The sequence below is a fragment of the Microbacterium marinilacus genome, assembly GCF_019753765.1.
Lineage (GTDB): Bacteria > Actinomycetota > Actinomycetes > Actinomycetales > Microbacteriaceae > Microbacterium > Microbacterium marinilacus.
In genome coordinates, this window is the sequence record NZ_JAIJZW010000003.1 from 125,905 (window position 1) to 147,382 (window position 21,478).

Here is a 21,478-nt window from a genome sequence, read left to right on the forward strand (position 1 = left end):
CTCACTTCGCGCGCAGGATCGCCGGCACGAACGAGTGCGCGTCCGGGATCGCTCCGGGCGTCACGCGCTTGCGGAACACCCAGTACGACCAGGCCTGGTAGCCGATCACGATCGGCAGGCCCACGGCCGCCACGATCGTCATGACGGTGAGCGTGTACGTCCCGCTGGATGCGTTCCAGACGGTCAGGCTGTTGGCCGGGTCGAGGCTGGACGGCAGCACGTTCGGGAACATGGCGGCGAAGATCGCGCCCGCGCCGAACAGCATGAACGAGGCGTAGCCCGTGAACGCGAGGCCCTCGCGTCGTGCGCGAGCGTTCCACCAGCCGAACGCCGCGCCGGCGACGGCCAGCACTACGAGCGCCCAGGACAGGACGGAGCCGCCGTGCTGGAACTGCACCCACAGCGCCCACAGCGCCGCCGGGGCGAGGGCCACCGGGCCCCAGGTCGCGGCGAAGCGCGCGGCGCGCTCGCGCACGGGGCCGTCGCTCTTCAGCGCGAGGAATGTGGCGCCGTGGGTCAGCGCGAAGCCGACGACGCCGAGGCCGCCCAGCACCGCCGGCACGGTGAGCCACACGAAGGGGTGGCCGACGCGGTCGCCGTTGGCGTCGAGGGGCAGGCCCGTCGAGGTGATGGCGAGCGCGGCGCCGATGCAGAACGCGACGACCAGCGAGCCGAGGCCCAGCGCCCACGTCCAGAAGGTCGACCAGCGGGGGTCGGCCATCTTGCCGCGGTACTCGATGCTCACCGCGCGCAGGATCAGGGCGATCAGCGTGATGGTCAGGGGGATGTACAGGGCGGAGAACAGCGAGGCGTACCACATGGGGAACGCCGCGAAGATGGCCGCTCCCGCCGTGATCAGCCACACCTCGTTGCCGTCCCACACGGGCCCGATGGTGTTCAGCATGACGCGGCGGTCGTTCTCGCGGTGCGCCGGGTCCTTCCGGGCGCTGAAGATCATGTGCATGCCGACGCCGAGGTCGAAGCCCTCGAGCAGCAGGAAGCCGATCCAGAGCACGCCGATCGCGACGAACCAGACGATGGGGAGGGGTTCCATGTCAGACGTCCTTCTTCTTCTCAGATCTCAGTTCGGGTCTCGGCTCAGGCCGGATCAGTAGGCGAACGCGAGCACGTCGTCTCGTCGGTCGCCGTCGGGGCCGGACGGCCGGTCGTCGCCGTCTCCGGTGTCGTCGTGATGCGCCAGCTCGGGCATCGCGCCGACCGTGCCGCCGCGGATGTACTTCACGAGCAGGAACACCTCGATGACGAGCATCACGCCGTAGACGGCGGTGAGGGAGATCACCGAGAACAGCAGCTCGCCCACCGTGGTGCCGGGCGAGACCGCCGCCGCCGTGAACATGAACACCCCGTCGACGCCGCTCGGGTCGGGGTTCGGCGCCACCACGAAGGGCTGACGTCCCATCTCGGTGAAGATCCAGCCCGCGATGTTGGCGGCGAACGGCGCCGAGATGCCGAGCAGGGCGAGGCGCATGATCCATGCGGACGACGGCACGGTGCCCTTGCGGGTCATCCAGAGGGCGACGACGGCCGCGAAGGCGGGGATGGCGCCCAGGCCGATCATGAGACGGAAGCCCCAGTACGTGACCCACATCACGGGCACGTAGGTGATCTCCGACCCGGCGCGGTCGCCGTACAGCGCGTCGTCCGGGAGCGTCTCGCCGTACTTGTCGACGTACTGCGGCTGCAGCTCGTTGATGCCCGGCATCTCGGCGCCGAAGTCGCCCTTTCCGAGGAAGCCCAGGACGCCCGGGATCTCGATGAGGGTGATGACCGAGTCGCAGTCGGTCGAGCCGGGGTCGCCGAGCGACAGCACCGAGAACGACGATCCGCTGTGGCAGGCGGCCTCGGCCGCGGCCATCTTCATGGGCTGCTGCTCGTACATGAGCTTGCCCTGGATGTCGCCGGTGAGGGCGACGGCGCCGAAGCCGACGATCGCGACGACCGCGCCGATCCGCAGGGAGCGGATCCAGACCCCGTGGTCCTTCTCGTCGCGACCGGCGATCTCCGGGTGCGCGCCGATCACGACGCGGCCGTCCGCGTCGACGGTGTCGATGCCGTCGCGGCGCCGACGCCACAGGTGGTACCAGCTGATGCCGAGCAGGAACATGCCCGCGACCATGAGGGCGCCGGCGATCGTGTGTGAGAAGGCCGCGAGCGCGGTGTTGTTGGTCAGCACGGCCCAGATGTCCGTCATCACGGGCCGGCCGTCCTCGCCGAGCTCGACGCCGACGGGGTGCTGCATCCAGGAGTTTGCGACGATGATGAAGTACGCCGAGACCCAGGAGCCGATCGCCGCCAGCCAGATCGTGGCCAGGTGCACGCCCTTGCGCAGGCGGCCCCAGCCGAAGATCCAGGCGCCGAGGAACGTCGACTCGGCGAAGAAGGCGAGCAGACCCTCCAGCGCGAGCGGGGCGCCGAAGACGTCGCCGACGAAGCGGGAGTACTCGCTCCATGCCATGCCGAACTGGAACTCCTGCACGAGGCCGGTGGCGACGCCGACGATGAAGTTGATGAGGAAGAGCTTCCCCCAGAACTTCGTCATCCGGAGCCAGCGCTCGTCGCCTGTGCGCACCCACGCCGTCTGCAGGATGGCGACGGTGGCGCCGAGGCCCAGCGTGAGCGGGACCATGAGGAAGTGGTAGACGGTCGTGATGCCGAACTGCCAGCGGGCGATGTCGAGCGGATCCACGAGGACCTCCTAGTGCGAGGCCCGATGGGGGAGAGCCTCGATCTGACGCCGAAAGTACTCCGGCGAACTGATTCTACACACTGTAGAAGTAGTTCTACGACGGTGCGAAGAGGTTCGACATGGCATAGAAGTCAGGGGTAGAGTGGATCTTCAATAAATCGGGGAGGTGTCGCATGAGCAGCCTGGGTGAACTCGAGCGCGCAGTCATGGACGTGCTCTGGGATGCGAGCGGCGCCGCGCTCACCGCGTACGACGTGCAGGAGCACCTGGAGCGCGAGGCGGGCCGCCAGCTGGCGGCCACGACGCTGCTCACGGTGCTGTCGCGCCTGCAGAAGAAGGGCTTCGTCGCCTCCGATCGCTCGGCCAGGCCGCACCGCTACAGCGCCACGGGCAGCCGCGTCGACCACGTCGCCGAGCTGATGCACGAGGTCCTGGGCGACGCGGGAGACCGCGGCGCCGTCCTCGCGCGCTTCGTGGGCGGGGTGTCGGCCGAGGACGCCGAGGTGCTGCGCCGCCTGCTCGCCGGCGCGGTCTGAGCACGCTGCGGGCGCCGCACCCCCGATGACCCTGCTGGAGCTCGCCGCCGCCGGCGCGCTGATCCTCATCGCCGTGCTGCTCGCGTGGCCCGTGCCCATCCTGCTCTCCCGCGCCGCCTGGCCGGCGTTCGCGCCCGGCCGCGCCCTGGTGCTCTGGCAGGTCATCGCGGTCGCCGGTGGATTCTCGATGATCGGCGCGCTCTGGCTCGTCGGCCTCGCCGTGCTGCCGGAGGCCCCGATGCTCGCGGCCCTGCCGGCCGTCGCGCTCGCCGCGTACCTCCTCGTGCACCTCGCGATCACCGTCGTGCAGTTCGAGCGGCAGCGCCGGCGGCACCTCGAGCTGCTGCTGCTGCTCTCGGCCCCGCATCCCACGCAGGCGCGCACGCGCGTGCTCGACGACGCCGCGCCCGTGGCCTACTGCCTGCCGCGCGGCGTCGGATCGGTCACGGTGCTGTCGCAGGGGCTGCTCGACGAGCTGGCACCCGATGAGCTCGCCGCGGTGATCGCCCACGAACGCGCGCACGTCGAGCAGCGGCACGAGGTGCTGCTGGTCGCCTTCAAGGCCTGGCGCGAGGCGCTGCCGTGGTTCCCCATCGCCGCCCGCGCCGAGACCGAGGTGGCGGCGCTCGTGGAGATGCGCGCCGACGACAGCGCCCGCCGTTCGCTCGAGCACTCGGGGGCCGCGTCGGGCGAGGTGCTCGCCCGCGCGATCCTGCGCGTCGCCGGCCCGACCGGCCCCGCCGAGCACGCGTCGTCCCGCCGCGACCGTCACCGCGACCGCTTCCTGCGCCTCGGCCGCCGTCCCGCCTGACCGGGGGGGGGCGATGCACCGTGCTGGCTGCATCCCTATCCGGATAGGCGTCCGTGCGCAACGGGGCGTGAAACATCGGGTCACGCTTCTTCACGGTCTGAAACCGAACGTGTCCGGCGCCGCCCCGCCCCCTTAGATCGGATTCGACCGAGAGTCGAAGGGGCCCTCCATGACGCATGCCGTGACACCCGACGTCGCGCCGCCGGTGGTCGGCGTCTCGCTGAGCGACGACGTCGCGCTCGATGCGGTCCGAGACGACCCGCCCGCGGCGCTCGGCGACGTCGTCGGGTCCACCGCCGCCGGCATCCTGCATCTCGGAGGCGACCGCTTCCGTCCGCCGCGTGACGGCGCCGCGCGGCTCGACCCGCTGTTCGCGGCCCAGCGGCTGCTCGCCCGCCTGCCCGACGCCGCGGCGCTGATCGCCGCCGGCCCGGACGTCGAGCACCCCTACAACCTGGCCCGTCGGGCGGCGACGCTCGACCTGTTCACCGCCGGCCGGATCGGCATCGTCGTCGGCGCCCGCGACCGACGGGGCGCGCCCGGCGGGCGGCGGTCCACGCCGTGGTCGGATGCGCCGATCGGCCCGGAGCTCGCGGCCGAGTTCGCCGAGGTCCTCCGCGAGCTGTGGAACAGCTGGCCCCGTGATGCGATCGTCGCCGACAAGGAGGCGGGGGTGTTCTCCGACTCGTCGCGGATCCTTCGCGTGCACCACCGCGGCGCGTACGACGTCGCGGGCCCCCTGGGCACCCCGTCCAGCGTGCAGGGAGAGCCCGTGCTCGGCTGGCGCGCCGACTTCCACGACGGTGCGGACGAGCCGGTCGCGCCGGCGGCCGAGCTGCTGATCACGGAGGCGGGAGCGGACACGCACGCGGACGCGCACGCCGGCGGCGCCGGCGACGCCGTCCCGCGCATCGCCGAGGTCGGCGTCGACGACCTCGAGGCCTGGCGATCCACGCCGCCGGCGGGCTTCTCCGGCGCGCTCGTGCGGGTCGACGCCACCCAGCAGCTCCCCGCCGTCGTCGCGGCCCTGGCGGCGCACGGCGCGGCCGCCGCCCCCGTCGCGCGCGGCACGCTCCGCGAGCGCCTCGGGCTCGCACCGCGCAGCCTGCGCCTCGAGCGCTTCACCCCGGCATTCCCGAACAAGGCGCTCTCATGACGGACACCGACCGCACGCTCATCCTCAACGTCAACCTGCAGGGCTTCGGCCAGCGGCCGGCCGCCTGGCGCACCCAGGACGTCGACGGCACCGAGCTGACCACGCCCGGCTTCTGGGCCGAGCTGGGCCGCATCGCCGAGCGCGGCCGCCTCGACGCCGTGTTCTTCGCCGACCGCCCGGCAGCCGGAAACACCAACCTGCGCCCGCTGGGCCTGGTCGAGCCGTTCCTCGCGCTCGAGGCGATCGCCGAGGCCACCGAGCACCTCGGTCTCGTCGGCTCCGCCTCCACCACCTACAACGACCCGTACGACCTCGCCGAGCGGCTGCTCAGCCTCGACGTCATCACCGGAGGGCGCCTGGCCTGGAACGCGGTGACGACGTACGCCACCGAGGTGTCGCGCAACTTCGGCGTCGAGTCGAACCCCGACCGGCCCACGCGCTACCGGCGGGCCCGCGAGTTCGCGCACGTCGTGCGCAGCCTCTGGGAGTCGGCGGCCAGCGGCGAGGCCGTGCGTCACGACGGCGAGTTCTTCCAGCTGGAGGGACGCCTGGACGTCCCGCCGTCGGCACAGGGGCACCCCGGGGTCTTCCAGGCGGGCGGGTCCCCCGACGGCCGCGCGCTCGCCGGCGCGACGGCGGACGCCGTCTTCTCGGTCGAGCTGCTGCTGGACGTCGCGATAGAGAACTACCGCGCGGTCAAGGAGGAGGCGCGTCGACAGGGCCGGCACCCCGACGACGTCAAGATCATCCCGGGCCTGTCGTTCGTCCTGGGCTCCACCGAGGAGGAGGCCCGGCGCCGCTACGACGACCTCGAGGCGCTCGCGCCGGACGGGCTCACCCTCGACACGCTCGCCGAGTACCTCGGCCCCGAGATCAAGCACGTCGACCCGGACGCCCCGGTGCCCGACTCGATCCTCGACCGCGAGGTCGACCCGGTCACCTTCCCGCGCTCGCTGTCGTACCAGCAGGGCATCGTGCGGTGGGTGCGCCGCCACAACACCAGCCTGCGCGACGTGCTGCGCGGCTTCGGCGGCTACGGCGCCCGCATCATCGTCGGCACGCCCGAACAGGTGGCCGACTCGATCGAGGAGTGGTTCCGCGCCGGAGCCGCCGACGGCTTCAACCTGATGGCGGACGAGTTCCCGCGAGGGCTGGCGACCTTCGTCGACGAGGTCGTGCCGATCCTGCAGGAGCGCGGGCTGTTCCGCCGTGAGTACGCCGAGACGACGCTGCGGCAGCGGCTGCGCGACCACGGTCACCGGTGGTCCGATGCGCCGCGCCCCTGACCCACCCGACACCGCACGGCCGACGGCCGGACGAAAGGAACCGACATGACGAGAACACGCACCGCTCTCGCGCTCGCCGCGGCCTCCGTGCTGCTGCTGACCGGATGCGCCGCGGGCGCCGATCCCGACGCCGGCGGCGAGGCCGCCGCGGGGGAGGAGCCGCGCTCGGGAGGCGTCCTGCAGATCGCCATGAGCGCCGACTACAGCTGCCTCGACGGGCAGCAGGCGCGCGGCGGGGAGCTCAACATCGCCTCGCAGATCCTCGACGGTCTCACCGCGCAGGACCCGGAGACGGGCGAGATCGTGCCGCACCTCGCCGAGAGCTGGGACATCAGCGACGACGCGAGCGAGTTCACGTTCCACCTGCGCGATGGCGTCACGTTCCACGACGGCACCCCCTTCACCGCGCAGTCGGTGAAGGCCAACCTCGAGGGCATCGCCAACCTCGGCGCCCGCTCGAGCCTGGGGCAGACGTACGTCGACGGCCTGAAGGAGATCGAGGCGGTCGACGACCACACCGTGCGCATCGCGTTCGAGGGGCCGAACGCCCAGTTCCTGCAGGCGACGTCCACGACCACCCTCGGCTTCTACGCCGACGCCACCCTCGCGCTGAGCGCCGAGGAGCGCTGCCAGGGCGACGTCATCGGCACGGGGCCGTTCGCGTTCGAGGCGTACACCGGCAACACGACGGTCGAGCTGGTGCGCAACGACGACTACGACTGGGCGCCCGAGCAGATCACCGCCCACCAGGGCCCGGCGTACCTCGAGGGGCTCACGTTCGTGGTGATGCCCGAGGCGTCCGTGCGCAACGGCAGCCTGCAGTCCGGCCAGATCGACGTCAACTCCGGCGTCAGCGTGCAGGACCGCGCGACGCTCGACGCGCAGGGCTTCCCCGTGCACACGTACTCGAACCCCGGCGCGCCGACCAACCTCTGGATCAACGTGACCCAGGAGCCGCTCGACGACGTCCGCGTGCGCCAGGCGATCACCCACGCGCTCGATCGCGAGGAGCTCGCCTCCGTCGTGTTCGAGGAGCAGGAGCCCGCCACGAACACGGTGTCGAGCTCGACGCCCGGCTACCAGTCGCAGGAGGACCTGCTCGCCTACGACCCCGAGCTCGCGGGCGAGCTCCTCGACGAGGCGGGCTGGGAGCTCGGCGCGGACGGCGTCCGCGAGAAGGACGGCCAGCCGCTGAAGGTGCGGATCACCGACTACTACAAGTACAACTACACCGAGCTGATCCAGGCGCACCTCGCCCGCGTCGGCATCGACGCCGAGATCCAGACCGTGACGTTCTCGGAGCGCTCGGCGATCCTCGAGAACGGCGAGTACCAGATCATCACCGGCAACCTCACGCGCGCCGACGCGGACATCATCCGCACGATCCACTCGATCGACCAGCAGAACACCAACCAGCGCGAGGATTCGGTGCCCCTCGACCAGGAGCTGGCGGACACGCTGGCCGTCGTCGACGAGACCGCGCGCGCCGAGCTGCTCACGGGCGACGTGTCGCGCGCGCTGCTCGAGGAGGGCTACGCCATCCCGATGGTGGAGACGCTCGCCGTGATCGGCACGGGCAAGGACGTCGAGGGCTTCGCGTTCGACGCCACCGCGCGCCAGAAGTACTACGACACCTGGCTGACTGAATGACGGCTGCCGACACGCAGGCCGTGCGGGCTCCCCGCCGCGCCGACACCTCCGCCCTGGGCTACCTGACACGTCGCCTGGGGCAGGGGGTGCTGGTGCTGTGGGGGGCCTTCACGGTCAGCTTCATCATCACCTACCTGCTGCCCGGCGACGCGATCTCGATCCTCGTCGCCGGCGGCCCGGGCGGCGACGCCGGCAACGTCAGCGAGGAGGACATCGCCGCGCTGCGCGCCGAGTACAACCTCGACAAGCCCGTCCTCGTGCAGTACGCGCTGGCGCTGTGGGGCGCCGTGCGGCTCGACTTCGGCACGTCGATCATGACGGGGCAGGACGTCGTCGGCATGCTCGCCGCCGCCCTGCCGCAGACGCTGCAGCTGTCGCTGCTCGCCCTCGCGCTGAGCCTCGTCATCGGAACGGTCGTCGCCCTGAGCGCCGTCTACGCGCGCTCGCCGTGGCTCGCCACCGTGCTGGCGGGGCTGCCGGCGCTCGGCGTCGCGGTCCCCACGTTCTGGATCGGACTGCTGCTGCTGCAGACGTTCTCGTTCGGGCTCGGCTGGCTGCCCGCCATGGGCAACGGCGGCCTCGAGACGCTGATCCTGCCTGCCCTCACGCTGGCGGTGCCCAACAGCGCCCTCATCGCCCAGGTGCTGCTGCGCTCGCTCGAGGACATCTGGCGCCAACCGTTCGTCCTCGCCCTGCAGGGCAAGGGGCTGACCCGGCTCGGGCTGCTGCTGCGGCACGGCCTGCGCAACGCGGTGATCCCCGCGCTGTCGCTGGCCGGCGTCGTCGCCGGCAACTTCCTCTCCGGCACGGTCGTCGTCGAGACCGTGTTCACCCGCGAGGGGATCGGCCGGCTCGCGCAGATGGGCGTGCAGAACCAGGACCTGCCGCTCGTGCAGGTCATCGTGGTGTTCGCCGCCGCGGTCTTCGTGCTCACGAGCCTCGCGGTCGACCTGCTCTATCCCGTCATCGACCCGCGCATGCGCCGTGCCCGCTCGCGAGCGCCCCGACCGGCGGAGGAGGCCGCATGACCGCGACGGAACAGCTCGGAGCGGGGGCCGCTGCAGCGCCGCAGGAGCGCCGTGCCGCCCGCCGGCTGCGCCTGCCGGGCGGCGTGGCCACGGCGATCGCGGCGATCGTGCTGGGAACGGCCGTGCTCTGGGCGCTCTTCCCGGGCCTGTTCACGGCGGTCGACCCGATCCTGCCCGACACCCCCAACATGCTGCAGCCGCCGTCGGCGGCTCATCCCTTCGGCACCGATCACCTGGGGCGGGACGTCCTGGCCCGCACGATCCACGGCTCGGCGCTGTCGCTGTACGCGACGCTGCTGGCGGTGCTCATCGCGTTCGCGGCGGGCTCGGCCATCGGCGTGGGCGCCGGCTTCGTCGGCGGGGTCGTCGACGCGGTGCTGATGCGGGTCGTCGACATCGTCATGTCGATCCCCGGCCTGCTGCTCGCGATGGGCGTCGTCACGGCGCTCGGCTTCGGGACCACCAACATCGCCATCGCCGTCGGGATCGCGGCCACCGCGTCGTTCGCCCGCCTGGCGCGGGGCGAGGTGATCCGGTGGCGCACGTCCGTCTTCGCCGAGGCGGCGCGGTGGGTGGGCGTGAGCCCGTGGCGGATCCTCTGGCGCTACCTGCTGCCCCTCGCCCTGAAGCCCGTCGTCGCGTTGGGCGTTCTCGAGTTCGGCTCGGCGGTGATCGCCGTCTCGACGCTGAGCTTCCTCGGCTTCGGTCAGCCGCCGCCCGCGCCCGAGTGGGGGCTGCTCGTCGCCGAGGGGCGCGACTACCTCGCGACCGCCTGGTGGCTCACGACGTTCCCCGGCCTGGTGATCGTCGCCGTCGTCCTGAGCGCCAACCAGCTCTCCCGCGCGATCCAAGGAGGACGCCGATGACCACGCTGCTGACCCTCGAGAGCCTCGACGTGACCTACAGCGCGCGGCACGGCGAGGTGCCGGCGAACCGCGACGTGTCGCTCGAGGTGCGCCCCGGCGAGACCGTCGCGATCGTGGGCGAGTCCGGCTCGGGCAAGTCCACGCTGGTCGCGCGGCTGCTGGGCCTGCTCGGGCCGGAGGCGAAGGTGCGCCAGGACGCGTACCGGCTGCAGGGACAGGACGTGTCGCGCCTCGGCGACCGGGCATGGTCCCGCATCCGCGGTCGCCGCATCGGCTTCATCCCCCAGGACCCGGCGGGCTCGCTCGACCCGGTCCAGACCATCGGCGCGCAGGTGCAGGAGGCACTGGGGCTCAACGGCGTGCCCCGCCGGGAGCGCGCCCCGCGCGCCGAGGAGCTGCTGCGCACCGCCGGCATCGAGCAGCCCGAGCGCTACCTGTCGCTCTACCCGCACCAGCTGTCGGGCGGCACGTGCCAGCGGGTGCTCATCGCGATCGCGATCGCCGGCGACCCCGGCCTGATCATCGCCGACGAGCCGACCAGCGCGCTCGACGTCACGACCCAGAAGCACGTGCTCGACCACCTCGCCGGGCTCGTGCGGGACTCGGGCGCGAGCCTCGTCCTGATCACCCACGACCTCGGCGTCGCGCTCGACCGTTCCGACCGGATCGTCGTCATGCGCGGCGGCCGGGTCGTCGAGACCGGCGAGACGCTCGAGGTCTTCCGCGATCCGCAGGAGGAGTACACGCGGCGGCTCGTGCGCTCGGCGCCCAGCCTCGTCGAGCCGAGGCCACGGGCGTCGGTGACGGAGCGCCGGGCTGCGACCAGCGCCGAACCCGCCCCGATCGTGGAGGTGCGGGGCGTCCGGAAGGTGTTCGAAGGACACGGGCGCGGCGGCGACACCGTGGCGGTCGCGGACGCGAGCCTCGACCTCGCGCGCGGCACCACGTTGAGCGTGGTCGGCCAGTCGGGGTCGGGCAAGTCGACGCTGGCGCGGCTGGTGCTGGGGCTCGAGCGTCCGACGACCGGCGCCGTCGCGATCCGATCCGGTGCCGGCGAGACGATCGACCCGCACGCGCTCGGCCGCGGCGGCCTCAAGAGGCTGAGCCGCGTCGCGCAGATGGTGTACCAGAACCCGTACGCGTCGCTGCATCCGCAGTTCCGCATCGCGGACATCGTGGCCGAGCCCCTGAGAGCCCACGGCGTCGGCACGTCGGCCGAGCGACGCGGCGCCGTCTCCGATCTGCTCGAGGCCGTCGGGCTCGACCCGCACCTCGCCGATCGCACGCCGCGGGAGCTCTCCGGCGGCCAGCGGCAGCGGGTGGCGATCGCGCGGGCGCTGGCGCTGGGCCCCGAGCTGGTGGTGCTCGACGAGCCGGTGTCGGCGCTGGACGTGAGCGTGCAGGAGCAGATCCTCGAGCTGCTGATCCAGCTGCAGGACGAGCGCGGACTCGCCTACCTGTTCATCTCGCACGACCTCGCGGTGGTGCGGCAGATCTCCGACGAGGTGATCGTGATGCACCGCGGCGAGTTCGTCGAGCGCGGCCCGGCGTCGCGGGTGCTCCAGACCCCCGAGCACCCGTACACGCGCGCCCTGCTGGCCGCGAGCCCAGGGCGCCGCCTCCGCGAGAACGCGTGAGCCGGACCCGAACGTCAGCGGGACGGAGCAGCCGCGTGGAACGCGGCGAGCTCGGTACGGGTGCGGGCGCCATGCTTCCGCAGGAGGTTCGCCACGTGGTACTTCACCGTGTTGAGGCTGATGCCGAGCCCCTCGGCGATCTCGCGATTGCCGATCCCCGTGGACAGCAGTCGCAGCACGTCGAGCTCGCGCGGGGTGAGATCGGAGTCGTCGCCGGCCGCGGCGGCCCCCGGAGGGGGATCGAGCGGGATCGTGATGTCGAGCACCGATCCCCAACCCGATGTCGACTCCACGCCCAGGCTGCCGTCCAGCGCCACGACCCGTTCGGCGATGGGGCGTAACGCGTCGTCATGCGCGTCGAGCGTGCCCGCACCGTCATCGCGCAACTGCATGAGCAGGTTACGGCCGTCGCAGTCCCACTGGATCCGGACCCGTCGCGCGGCGCCCGCATCGACGAGCGCGAGCACTGCGGCGCGGACGATCGCACGAGCGCTGCGCGCGATCGCTCCCGGCAGCGCTCGACCGGTGGCGGGCGGCTCGACGAACTGCACGTCGATGTCACCGAACCGGACGAGCGGTCGGAGGTCGGCGCGCAGGCGCGAGAACGCTCCGGAGACCGGCTCGAGCAGCGCGACGCGGTGCTGATCCGTCGCCGTCCGCAGATGGACCAGTGCTGCGGAGGCGACGTCGACGGCCTCGGCGCGAGCGGCGGTGTCGCTCAGTCGGGGGGAACGCAGCACGGCGAGTATCGACTCCAGCGTGAGCGCATGGCGGTCAGCCTGGTCGCCGAGGGCGCGGGAGAGATCGGCCAACGCGAGGCGCCCGGCCGGATCGTCCGGTGCGCCTGCTGCCTCGGCCTCGGCGTCCTTCGCGGTCTGCGCCACGAGATCCATCGTACGGTCGAGCCCCCGATCGGGTGGGATCATCCGATCGGGTGGGAAGCCCGCCGTGTCGGGTAGCGGCGCGCACGAGGCGCACGCGTCACGATCGAGGACATGCCCCTCACGACTCTCGCCGACGCCGTCGACCTCGTCGTCCGCGAGGCGGGCGACCTGCCGGGCCGCGTCGCGCGCGACGGCGCGGCTTTCCTCGACCTGCTCGACCGGGCCGACCGCGTCTTCGTGCACGGCGCCGGCCGGTCGGGGCTCGCACTGCGGATGACCGCCATGCGCCTCATGCACCTGGGACTCGACGTCCACGTCGTCGGCGAGGTCACCGCCCCGGCGATCCGAGCCGGCGACGCGCTGCTCGTCGCCAGCGGGTCGGGCACGACCACCGGCGTGGTGCAGGCCGCGCGTACCGCGTCCGACGCCGGAGCCCACGTGCTGGCGGTGTCCACGACCGACGAGTCGCCGCTCAGCGAGCTGGCCGTCGTCACCCTCGTCATCCCCGCGGCGACCAAGACCGATCGCTCGGGCGGCGCCTCCGCGCAGTACGCCGGCAGCAGGTTCGAGCAGGCCCTCGTCCTGCTCGGCGACGCCGTCTTCCACGCGCTCTGGACGCGGAGCGGACGCTCCGCCGACGACCTGTGGTCCCGCCACGCCAACCTCGAATGAAAGGCACCCCCATGCAGCTCCAGTTCGCCATCGACACCCTCACCATCGAGGCAGCGCTCGGGCTCGCGGCGAAGGCCGCGCCGCACGTCGACATCCTCGAGCTGGGGACGCCGCTGATCAAGAGCGCCGGCGTCGCCGCCGTCTCCGCCATCAAGGAGGCCCATCCCGACAAGACGGTGTTCGCCGACCTGAAGACGATGGACGCCGGAGAGCTCGAGGCCGAGCTGGCCTTCGCCGCCGGCGCCGACCTGGTGACCGTCCTCGGCGTCGCCGGGGACTCCACCATCGTCGGCTCCGTCGCCGCGGCCCGACGGCACGGCAAGGGCGTGGTCGTCGACCTGATCGGCGTGACCGACAAGGCCGCGCGCGCCCGCGAGGTCGTCGCGCTCGGCGCGGACTTCGTCGAGGTCCACGCCGGCCTCGACGAGCAGGCCGAGGAGGGCTTCACCTTCTCGACGCTGCTCGAGGCGGGCGAGGCCTCCGGGGTGCCGTTCTCCATCGCCGGCGGGGTGAACGCGGCCTCGATCGCCGCTGTGCAGAGCGCGGGTGCGATCGTCGCGGTCGCCGGCAGCGCGATCTACAGCGCCCCCGACGTCGCCGCCGCTGCCGCCGAGCTGCGTGCCGCGATCGCGGAGCCCGCCACGGCCTGAAAGCCGAGAGCCGGCCTCGCGGGCGGTCCATCGTCGCCGTGCGCGCGGCGGGCGGCGACGATGGAGACCGCGGAACCCGACGTCGCCGCCGAGGGTCGCTCCTGGGCACTCACCGCCAGTCGTCGTGGGCGTCGAGCGTCTCCGCGGTCCCGCCGTCCCGACGCGCCTGAGCGAGGACCGCGACGCTCCCGGTCCGGTCGAGGGCGTGCAGCCGGCACGGTCCGACCTCGCGCCGCCAATCGTCGGCGAACGCGCGGACGTCGTCGCCTCGCCGACCGATCGCCGTCGGCACCGCGAGGTACTGGCGGGACCGCGCCCGTCCGAACGCCGCCGATCCCGCGCGGCGCTCGATCCGCGGCCGTCCGTCGACACCCAGCTCGAGCACGTACCGGGGAACACCGATCGGACCGAACAGCTCCGTCATCGCCTGCGCGAGCACCCGTTGGTCTGCGAGCCCTGCCCCGGGGAACGTCACCGTGACGCGTTCCTCTCCCGGCGAGCTTCCCGGCGTCGTCGAGACCGCGACCCCCACGTCTCGCCCCGTCACCCTGCCCGACCGCCGCAAGCCCGCCACGATCACCCCGCCGATCCGGCGGTACAGACCATCGGGGCGGGACTGGTATCGCCGCTCGCGCCACCAGGCGCGCGCCGACGGCAGCCCCCAGACGAGCGCCGCGACGACGAGGGCCGCGCCGGCGGCGGCCGCCACGACCGCCCCCGTCGCCAGGAGGGCGATGCCCCCGATCGCGACGGATGCCGCCCCGGCGGCGCGCGCCCCGGAGAGGAGCCGCGAGCGAGCGGACGTCCGGAACACGGGCTCCCCGGCACGTCTTCGGGCGAGCACGCTGACCTCCTCGGTGTCGAGGTAGTCGTCGCCGATCCGCCACTGTGCCCGCGTGGTCGCGCGCGGCACGGTCGCCGTCAGGCCGTTGAGCCGTTCCGCGGTGGCCTCCGGCGCCGTCAGCAGCCGTCGCTGTTCGTCCGTGAACGTCGCGGACAGCCCGCGCACCACCCGGTCGGAGTCCTCGCGCTGCAGCCCCCAGAGCCTCGCGTGCTTGCGCCGCAGCCGTGCGAGATCGGGCGCGGCATCCAGGGGGAAGCCGGGAGGGAGCAGGGCGGTGATCGTCCAGTTGTGCGCGGTCTTCTCGGGCCACGCCGGATCGAGGCGCAGCGTCCGCCCCCGCAGCTGCTGGGTCGCGGACGGCGTCGCCACCGCGGTCAGGTCGATCAGGGTGTTCACGGCGGGGCAGCCCCAGCCCTCCCCGAAGAGACCGCGGGTGCCGACCACGACGTCGATGTGGCCGCGGGTGAGCAGCTCGGCCGCCGCTCGCACATGCGCCGACGTTCCCGTTCCGGGTGCACGGATCTCGAGGACGGCCGGGTCTTCGGGAGTCGGCTCGGCGGCGACCGCCACTCCGAGCGCCGCACGCCAGTGCGGCAGCGATGCCTGCGCGTCTCGGGCCGCGATGCGCGTTCCCGCGCCGGTGACGAGCGCGACGCGCAGATCGGCCGTCGCGACATCCGCGGCGAGGACCGAGAAGGCCCGGAGCGCGCCCGCCCCGTTGATCAGTCCGCCATGACGGTTGCCGTGCTCCGTGAAGTCCGTGACCACCAGCGCGCGCAGGCGGTCGCCGAGCTCGGCGCGTTCGCTGCGGAGGATGTCGCAGACGGCGTAGTCCTTCGCCAGCGACGACGCGAGCATGGTGTCGATCGGATCGCGTGTGCGCCGCAGGCCGCGATCCGTGAGCGAGTAGCCGAAGTCGGCGAGGGACCGACGGATGCGCTCCCAGCGGTCGGCGGCGGCCGGGTCGGGCAGCACGTCATGGAGCGCATAGCGGCCGAGCAGGCGCAGCGCCTCGTCGGTGGTCGGAGGGCGTCGCGACGGGGCGGGCAGCCGAGCGACGACGGGATGGTCCGGCGCGACGGTGGCGAGCATCGCCGCGGCGGCCTCGGCGCCGGCGAAGTCGTCGGCGAACGCCTTCGACAGCCGGGCGTCCATGTCGGACACCGGGTCCACGGCCCGCGGCGGCACGAGCGGCGACCGCTCGTCCGCGTCGGCCGCGTCCGGCTGCAGCGCCCGCACCACGAAGTCCGCTCCGCGTCCCTGCGCGAACGTGCGGTGGATGAGGACCGAGAGGCCCGTCGCCTGGCCGCGCAGGAAGGCGAGCTCGTCCGTGGTGGGCTCGACGAATCGCACGAGCTCCCGATACGGCGCGAGATTGCCTTCGCGCACGACCGCCGGCACCGGCACCTCGTAGTCGACGTCCCCGAGCAGCGCCGTGTAGTTGTCGTACGCGTCGCCGTCGTCGGGCGACGGCAGGGTGGCGGTGAGCCCGATGACGAGCGGGTGTCGCCCCCGCGCCCTCAGCCGGGCGAGCAGCGCCGCGACGACGAGGGCCCAGTGGTCGAGCAGATGGTGGCACTCGTCGAGGACGATCGTCTCGACGCCGTGTGCGACGAGGCGGTCGATCAACACCCGGGCGTTGGGGTGCAGGGCGCGGGCGAGAGTCTCCGGATCCTCCCGTGCCATCCGGCGGCGCAGCGTGCGCGATCGGCGGGCGATGCCGGAGGCATGCGCCCGGGCGTTGCCGGATCGCAGCCGGTCGAGCCAGGCGGCCGCGGCGTCCGGAGCGTGCCCCTCCGCCTCGAGCTCGTTCCGCCAGCGCTCCTCGGCGAGCTGGGCGAGCGGATTCCGGGCGTCGAGCACGCTCAGCGCCTGATAGGTCAGCGCGGTGAGCTCGCCCGGCTGCTGCGGGTCACGCGACACGTGACGTTCGTCCGGGGCGAGACCCCGGGCGGCGGCCGTCCACTGGTCGCGGATGGTGACGGTCGGCGCGAGGACCAGCGTCCGGCTCCCCCGCCGTGCGGCGAGGAGCAGGCCGAGCAGCGTCTTGCCCGAGCCCGGCGGAGCGACGATGTGAAGCGGTTCGTCGCCGTCGACGTCGACGCGGTCGAGCACGTCCGCCTGGTAGTGCCGCAGCTCGCCCTCGAAGCGCCAGCGAGAGAGCGGGCGCGTCGGGGGCGGCTGCATACCCGTAGTGTACGGAGGCCCGTCTGGCGCGGTCCGAGCTGCGCGGGGACCGGTGCTTCTCACGGCGTCCGCCGACGTGCCCCGCGCGCGGAGGATAGGGTGGCGTGACGATGGGGATCTCGCGACGCACCTTCCTCGTCGGCGCCGGCGCCGGCGCCGTCGCCGTCCTGCTCGCTTCGTGCACGGGTGAGCAGCCCACGCCGCCCGGGCCGACGACCACGGCGCCCGATCCGTCGCCGTCGACGCCTCCCCCCACGGCCTCCGCCATCGTGCCGGCGGCGTTCGCGCGCAGCGCGTGGGCGGAGGACCCGTTCGCGCGCGGCGCTGTCAGCTTCACGCCTCCGACGGCCTCGCCCGCCGACCGGGAGGCGCTCGCGCAGCCCGTGGACGGCCGGCTCTTCTTCGCCGGCGAGGCCACCGACACCGAGGCGCCCGGCACGATGCGCGGCGCGTACGACAGCGGCCGTCGCGTCGCCGACGAGGTGATCGACGTGGCGGCCGACGGCGAGCGGGTCGCCGTGGTCGGCGCCGGCATCGCCGGGGCGATCGCGGCTCGGCGCCTCGTGGAGGCCGGCTACGACGTGGTGGTGATCGAGGCGCGCGACCGGGTGGGCGGGCGCGTGCACTCGTCAGACGAGACCTGGGCGCCCGAGGGCGCCGAGCCGGGCGAGGGCGTCGTCCCCCAGCTCGGCGCGTGGCTGCTCACCGAGGACGACGTGCGCAGCGACGTCGGTCAGCGCCTGACCGTCCTGGGCCTGCGCACGGCATCGCTCGACGACGAGCTCGCCGTGTCGCCCGACGGCGAGGTCGAGGTGCCGTCCTCCGACGCCGTCACGGTGGCCCTCGAACAGGCGGGCACCGCCGCGTCGGACGAGTCGCTCGCCGACGCGCTCGAGGCGGCCGGCGCCGATCTCGACGACCCCGCCCTGGCGTCGCTGCTGGCCGACCTGGCGGCGACGTCGGGCGCCGACGCCGCCGAGCTGTCGAGCTGGTATCCGCCGGTCCTGCCCGCCCCCGCGCTCGACGCGGTCGTCGAGGACATGGCCCCCCTGGCCGAGATGCCGCTCACCGACCTGCAGGTGATGCGTCAGACCGCGGTCGTCGGGGTCGTGCACGACGACACCGGCGTCAGCCTCCGGCTCGGCACCGGCGAGGCGCTGTCGGTCGACCGCGTGGTCCTGACCGTGCCGCTCGGAGTGCTGAAGGACGAGGGCATCGAGTTCGAGCCGCCGCTGCCGTTTGCGCACCGCGGCGCGATCGCGGCGCTCGGCATGGGCGACGTCGAGACCGTGTGGCTGCGCTTCGACGACGACTTCTGGCAGACCGACGCCGCCGTCTGGCACGTCGTCGGCGGCGACGCGACGATCCGTACGTGGATCAACCTGCGGCCGGCGACCGGCGAGAACGTGCTGGTCGGGCGCGTGGGCGGCGAGGCCGCCCGCGAGCTCGCCGCGCTCTCGGACGACGAGGTCGTCGCCCGCGCCGTCGCCTCACTGAGCGCGTTCGCCCCCGCCGCCGGCTGACGATCGCTGCCTGCGCCTCGTGCGCCTCGTGCGCCGCGCGAATCGGCGGCGGCTGAGCAGCACGAGCGTGACCGAGACGATCGCGAACACCCCGAGCGCCAGGGCGCTCGTGAGCAGGAACTCTCCCGGCCCGCTCACCTGCCGCAGGTCGAGGAAGTAGTAGGGGTACCAGCCGATCAGCGAGCCCCGCCACATCGTGATCCCGCCCCACAGCACGGGGTATGCGAGCACGATGCCCACCACCCGCCAGGGCGCGGGTCGCCGCCCGGCGGCGAACGCCCAGTCGACCAGGGCCAGCACCGGCACCCAGAAGTGCAGCAGCTGATCCGACCAGGGCACGTCGATGCGGATCGCCCGTTCCCCCGCCTGCCAGACGAGGAACCCGAACACGATGCCGGCCGTCGTCGTCCAGCTCAGTGCGATCGTGCGCGCCATCGTGAGCCAGCGCGGGTCGGTCATGCGGTGCAGCGCGTCGAAGCCCGAGATCGCCCAGACGCACGTGAACAGGATGTTCGACTGCATGGTCAGGTACGCCAGGAAGTTCGCACCGGCGATGGTGTTCGAGCTGAGACCCCACAGCAGGCGGTGCACGAGCGCCACGACGCACACGACCGCGATGGCCAGGCGGATCCAGCCGGTCACGGCGGGATGCCACCAGTCGAGCGCGGCGAGGCGCTGCCATCTGAGGCTCGGGCGTGATGTCACCGTCTGGGCGCTCTCCGATCCGGCGCTCGGGTGCGCCATTCGATCGAGTCTAGGAAAGCTCGGGCCCCGGCGCGGACGGCTTGACGCCCGCGCGTCGGCCGTCCTCGGTGCGGCGGCCCCTCATCGGTCCCGATCCGGGCGCGCGCGGAGCGGGGGCGGAGGGCCGTCTCAGCGGGACGGGTCGATCATCGTCATGCCGGCGCTGGCCGAGCGGTCCATCCCCGGCAGCAGCGCCGCGGCGTCGTCCAGCCCGACGAGGCGCTCTATCAGCCGCTGCGGCTCGAGGGTGCCCGCCTCGATGAGCGCGAGCATCCCGGGATAGTCGGCGGCGGCCATGCCGTGGCTGCCGAGGAGATCCAGCTCCCAGCCGATGACCCGGTCCATCGGCAGGCGCGGGTGACCCTCGCTCGCCGGCAGCAGGCCGATCTGCACGTGGCGGCCGCGCCGGCGCAGGCTGCGGATCGCGTCGGACGCGGTCTGCTCGAGACCCACCGCGTCCACCGAGACGTGGCCGCCGCCCCGGGTGATCCCGTGCACGGCCTCGGGGACGTCTCGCCCGTCGGACAGCACGGTGTGGTCGGCGCCGAGGCGACGGGCGAGGTCGAGGGCCGGGGGGTTGCGGTCGACGGCGACGACGTGGGCGCCGAGCGCGTGCGCGATCATCACCGCGCTGAGACCGACCCCGCCGGCGCCGACCACGGTGACCCACTCGCCCGCCTGCACCCGTGCCCGTGCCGCGAGGCCGCGATAGGCGGTGGCGAAGCGGCAGCCGAGGCTCGCCGCCGCCTCGTACGAGATCCCCTCGGGGATCGCGACGAGGTTGGTGTCGGCGGCGTGCAGCGCGACGAGCTCCGCGAACGATCCCCAGTGGGTGAACCCGGGCTGCTGCTGGTCCGGGCATACCTGCGCGTCGCCCCGCAGACACCATTCGCAGGCGCCGCAGCCGCACACGAACGGCACGGTGACCCGGTCGCCGACCCGCCACGACGCGACGTCCTCGCCGACGGCCGTGACCACGCCGGCCAGCTCGTGTCCGGGCACGTGCGGCAGCGCGATCTCGTCGTGCCCCGCCCAGGCGTGCCAGTCGCTGCGGCACAGCCCCGTGGCGTGCACGCGCACGACGACGCCGCCCGCCGGGGCGACGGGGTCGGCCACGTCGCGCACCTCCGGGGCGGCGCCGATCTCGTCGAAGACCACGGCTCGCATGGCGACCTCCCTCTCGGCTCTCCGTTCCATTCTGCGCGTCGCGCGGGCGTGAGCATGACGCGGGGCGTCCGGTGTCCGCCACCCGTGTCAGCTGCGTCATCCCGCCGACCGCGGTCAGCCGGATCCTGCGTCGTGCCCGGTGACGGACGTCCGGGGGGACGCGCGCCGGTGGATGGACGCCGACAGGGCGGCGCGCGGGCGGGTCAGGGGATGTGCACGCGGCGCTCGCCGAAGGCGCGGGAGAGCGCCGCGCGCGCCTCCGTCACGGACGGCGAGCCGGTCGTCGACGCACGCACGGACGTGAAGATCTCGCGGTGAGGCGACCCGGGGAGGTCGACCAGGCGCACGTCGGCCGCGTCGTCGGCCAGGGCGAGGTCGGGCACGAGGCCCACCGCGTGACCGGCCGAGATCAGCCGGATGTGCGCGAGCAGATCCGCGGCGGCGAAACGCACGTCCGGCTCGAAGCCGGCCGCACGGCACTGCTGCATGGCCCACGCGCGGGCGGCCGTCCCCTCCGGCTCCATCACCCACGCCGCGTGGCGGGCGTCGGCCAGCGCCGCGATGCCGCTGCCGGGCGCCGCGGCCAGGCGGATCGGGTCGACGCCGAGCAGCTCGCGGTCGAGCCCGTCGCGATGCGGCCGCGTGTGACCGGGGTACTGCTCGGCGATCGCGAGGTCATAGCCGCGCGCCTCCACCTCGAACAGCCCGGTCTCGGGCGGCACGACCGACACCTCCACGCGCAGGCCCGGCCGGGACTCGGCGAGGATCTCGAGCACGCGCGGCACGAGCGCCCGTGCCGCGGTCTGCAGCGCGGCGATCCGGACCGGTCCGATGCTCGGTGCGAGGACGTCCAGGCCTCCCCGCACCTCCTCCTCGAGCGCCAGCACGCGTGCCGCATGCGCGGCGACCACCTCGCCCTGCGCCGTCAGGCGCACCCGCCGCCCGTCTGCCTGGAGCAGCGGCACCCCGACCTCGCGTTCCAGCTGCGAGAGCTGCTGCGAGACCGTCGACGGGCTGTAGCTGAGGGCCGCGGCGACCTCGGTGATGGTGCCGCGCAGCTGCAGCTCGCGCAGCAGCTGCAGACGCCTGGTGCTCCACGCCTCCGCCATTGTTCGAGGATAGCGAAAGCT

General features: G+C 73.3%; 18 protein-coding genes. 11 read left to right on the plus strand and 7 right to left on the minus strand.

The genetic code is table 11. The features are described from left to right. Nucleotide 1: 1 nt before the first annotated feature. On the minus strand, nt 2–1,054 hold the full coding sequence (gene cydB, locus K5S26_RS06285) for a cytochrome d ubiquinol oxidase subunit II (protein WP_221857051.1): 1,053 nt from the start codon (nt 1,052–1,054) through the stop codon (nt 2–4). Nucleotides 1,055–1,108: 54 nt separating this feature from the next. Then, nucleotides 1,109–2,707, minus strand: coding sequence for a cytochrome ubiquinol oxidase subunit I (locus tag K5S26_RS06290; RefSeq protein ID WP_221857052.1), 1,599 nt, complete (start codon nt 2,705–2,707; stop codon nt 1,109–1,111). A 173-nt stretch (nt 2,708–2,880) separates the two neighbouring features. Here K5S26_RS06290 and K5S26_RS06295 point away from each other — a divergent pair, with 173 nt between their 5' ends. The 8 genes from K5S26_RS06295 to K5S26_RS06330 all read left to right on the plus strand — a co-directional run bounded on the left by K5S26_RS06295 (nt 2,881) and on the right by K5S26_RS06330 (nt 11,677). Beyond that, nucleotides 2,881–3,243: a BlaI/MecI/CopY family transcriptional regulator gene (locus K5S26_RS06295; protein ID WP_221857053.1), complete on the plus strand. Its 363-nt coding sequence runs from the start codon at nt 2,881–2,883 to the stop codon at nt 3,241–3,243. A 25-nt stretch (nt 3,244–3,268) separates the two neighbouring features. Next, nucleotides 3,269–4,054 carry a M56 family metallopeptidase gene (locus K5S26_RS06300; protein ID WP_221857054.1) on the plus strand — a complete coding sequence of 262 codons (786 nt, stop codon included), beginning with the start codon at nt 3,269–3,271 and terminating at the stop codon, nt 4,052–4,054. 169 nt (nt 4,055–4,223) lie between these two features. Continuing rightward, nucleotides 4,224–5,210 carry an LLM class oxidoreductase gene (locus K5S26_RS06305; RefSeq protein ID WP_221857055.1) on the plus strand — a complete coding sequence of 329 codons (987 nt, stop codon included), beginning with the start codon at nt 4,224–4,226 and terminating at the stop codon, nt 5,208–5,210. Then, entirely contained in the window at nt 5,207–6,496 is a 1,290-nt protein-coding gene (locus K5S26_RS06310; RefSeq protein ID WP_221857057.1) for an NtaA/DmoA family FMN-dependent monooxygenase, read from the plus strand. The genes K5S26_RS06305 and K5S26_RS06310 overlap by 4 nt, the downstream gene beginning before the upstream one ends. A gap of 45 nt (nt 6,497–6,541) precedes the next feature. Beyond that, nucleotides 6,542–8,146 carry an ABC transporter substrate-binding protein gene (locus K5S26_RS06315; protein WP_221857059.1) on the plus strand — a complete coding sequence of 535 codons (1,605 nt, stop codon included), beginning with the start codon at nt 6,542–6,544 and terminating at the stop codon, nt 8,144–8,146. Continuing rightward, nucleotides 8,143–9,174, plus strand: coding sequence for an ABC transporter permease (locus K5S26_RS06320; protein ID WP_221857061.1), 1,032 nt, complete (start codon nt 8,143–8,145; stop codon nt 9,172–9,174). The genes K5S26_RS06315 and K5S26_RS06320 overlap by 4 nt, the downstream gene beginning before the upstream one ends. Then, nucleotides 9,171–10,040 (plus strand): ABC transporter permease, encoded by an 870-nt coding sequence (locus tag K5S26_RS06325; RefSeq protein WP_221857063.1) that lies wholly within the window; start codon nt 9,171–9,173, stop codon nt 10,038–10,040. Before K5S26_RS06320 ends, K5S26_RS06325 begins: the two co-directional genes overlap by 4 nt. After that, on the plus strand, nt 10,037–11,677 hold the full coding sequence (locus K5S26_RS06330) for a dipeptide ABC transporter ATP-binding protein (RefSeq protein WP_221857065.1): 1,641 nt from the start codon (nt 10,037–10,039) through the stop codon (nt 11,675–11,677). Before K5S26_RS06325 ends, K5S26_RS06330 begins: the two co-directional genes overlap by 4 nt. 14 nt (nt 11,678–11,691) lie before the next feature. Here K5S26_RS06330 and K5S26_RS06335 read toward each other — a convergent pair whose 3' ends face one another. Then, on the minus strand, nt 11,692–12,561 hold the full coding sequence (locus tag K5S26_RS06335; RefSeq protein WP_308122811.1) for a helix-turn-helix transcriptional regulator: 870 nt from the start codon (nt 12,559–12,561) through the stop codon (nt 11,692–11,694). Between the two features lie 111 nt (nt 12,562–12,672). Here K5S26_RS06335 and hxlB point away from each other — a divergent pair, with 111 nt between their 5' ends. After that, on the plus strand, nt 12,673–13,233 hold the full coding sequence (gene hxlB / locus K5S26_RS06340) for a 6-phospho-3-hexuloisomerase (protein WP_221857069.1): 561 nt from the start codon (nt 12,673–12,675) through the stop codon (nt 13,231–13,233). Nucleotides 13,234–13,244: 11 nt separating this feature from the next. Continuing rightward, nucleotides 13,245–13,883, plus strand: coding sequence for a 3-hexulose-6-phosphate synthase (gene hxlA, locus K5S26_RS06345; protein WP_221857071.1), 639 nt, complete (start codon nt 13,245–13,247; stop codon nt 13,881–13,883). 109 nt (nt 13,884–13,992) lie between these two features. On the opposite strand, the gene K5S26_RS06350 is transcribed toward hxlA, so the two are convergent. Next, nucleotides 13,993–16,914, minus strand: a complete 2,922-nt coding sequence (locus tag K5S26_RS06350; RefSeq protein ID WP_221857072.1) for a DEAD/DEAH box helicase family protein — start codon at nt 16,912–16,914, stop codon at nt 13,993–13,995. Nucleotides 16,915–17,024: 110 nt separating this feature from the next. On the opposite strand from K5S26_RS06350, the gene K5S26_RS06355 reads away from it, so the two are divergent. Then, a complete protein-coding gene (locus K5S26_RS06355) occupies nt 17,025–18,437 on the plus strand; it encodes a flavin monoamine oxidase family protein (protein WP_221857402.1) in 1,413 nt (470 codons plus the stop codon). On the opposite strand, the gene K5S26_RS06360 is transcribed toward K5S26_RS06355, so the two are convergent. The 3 genes from K5S26_RS06360 to K5S26_RS06370 form a co-directional block, all read right to left on the minus strand. Continuing rightward, nucleotides 18,405–19,181, minus strand: a complete 777-nt coding sequence (locus K5S26_RS06360) for a Pr6Pr family membrane protein (protein ID WP_221857073.1) — start codon at nt 19,179–19,181, stop codon at nt 18,405–18,407. The two genes, K5S26_RS06355 and K5S26_RS06360, sit on opposite strands and share 33 nt — an antisense overlap. Nucleotides 19,182–19,310: 129 nt before the next feature. Further along, the gene (locus tag K5S26_RS06365; protein ID WP_221857074.1) at nt 19,311–20,348 is read right to left on the minus strand and encodes a zinc-dependent alcohol dehydrogenase family protein; all 1,038 of its coding nucleotides are present in this window, start codon (nt 20,346–20,348) and stop codon (nt 19,311–19,313) included. 203 nt (nt 20,349–20,551) lie between these two features. Beyond that, a complete protein-coding gene (locus K5S26_RS06370; protein ID WP_221857075.1) occupies nt 20,552–21,457 on the minus strand; it encodes a LysR family transcriptional regulator in 906 nt (301 codons plus the stop codon). Nucleotides 21,458–21,478 lie beyond the last annotated feature (21 nt).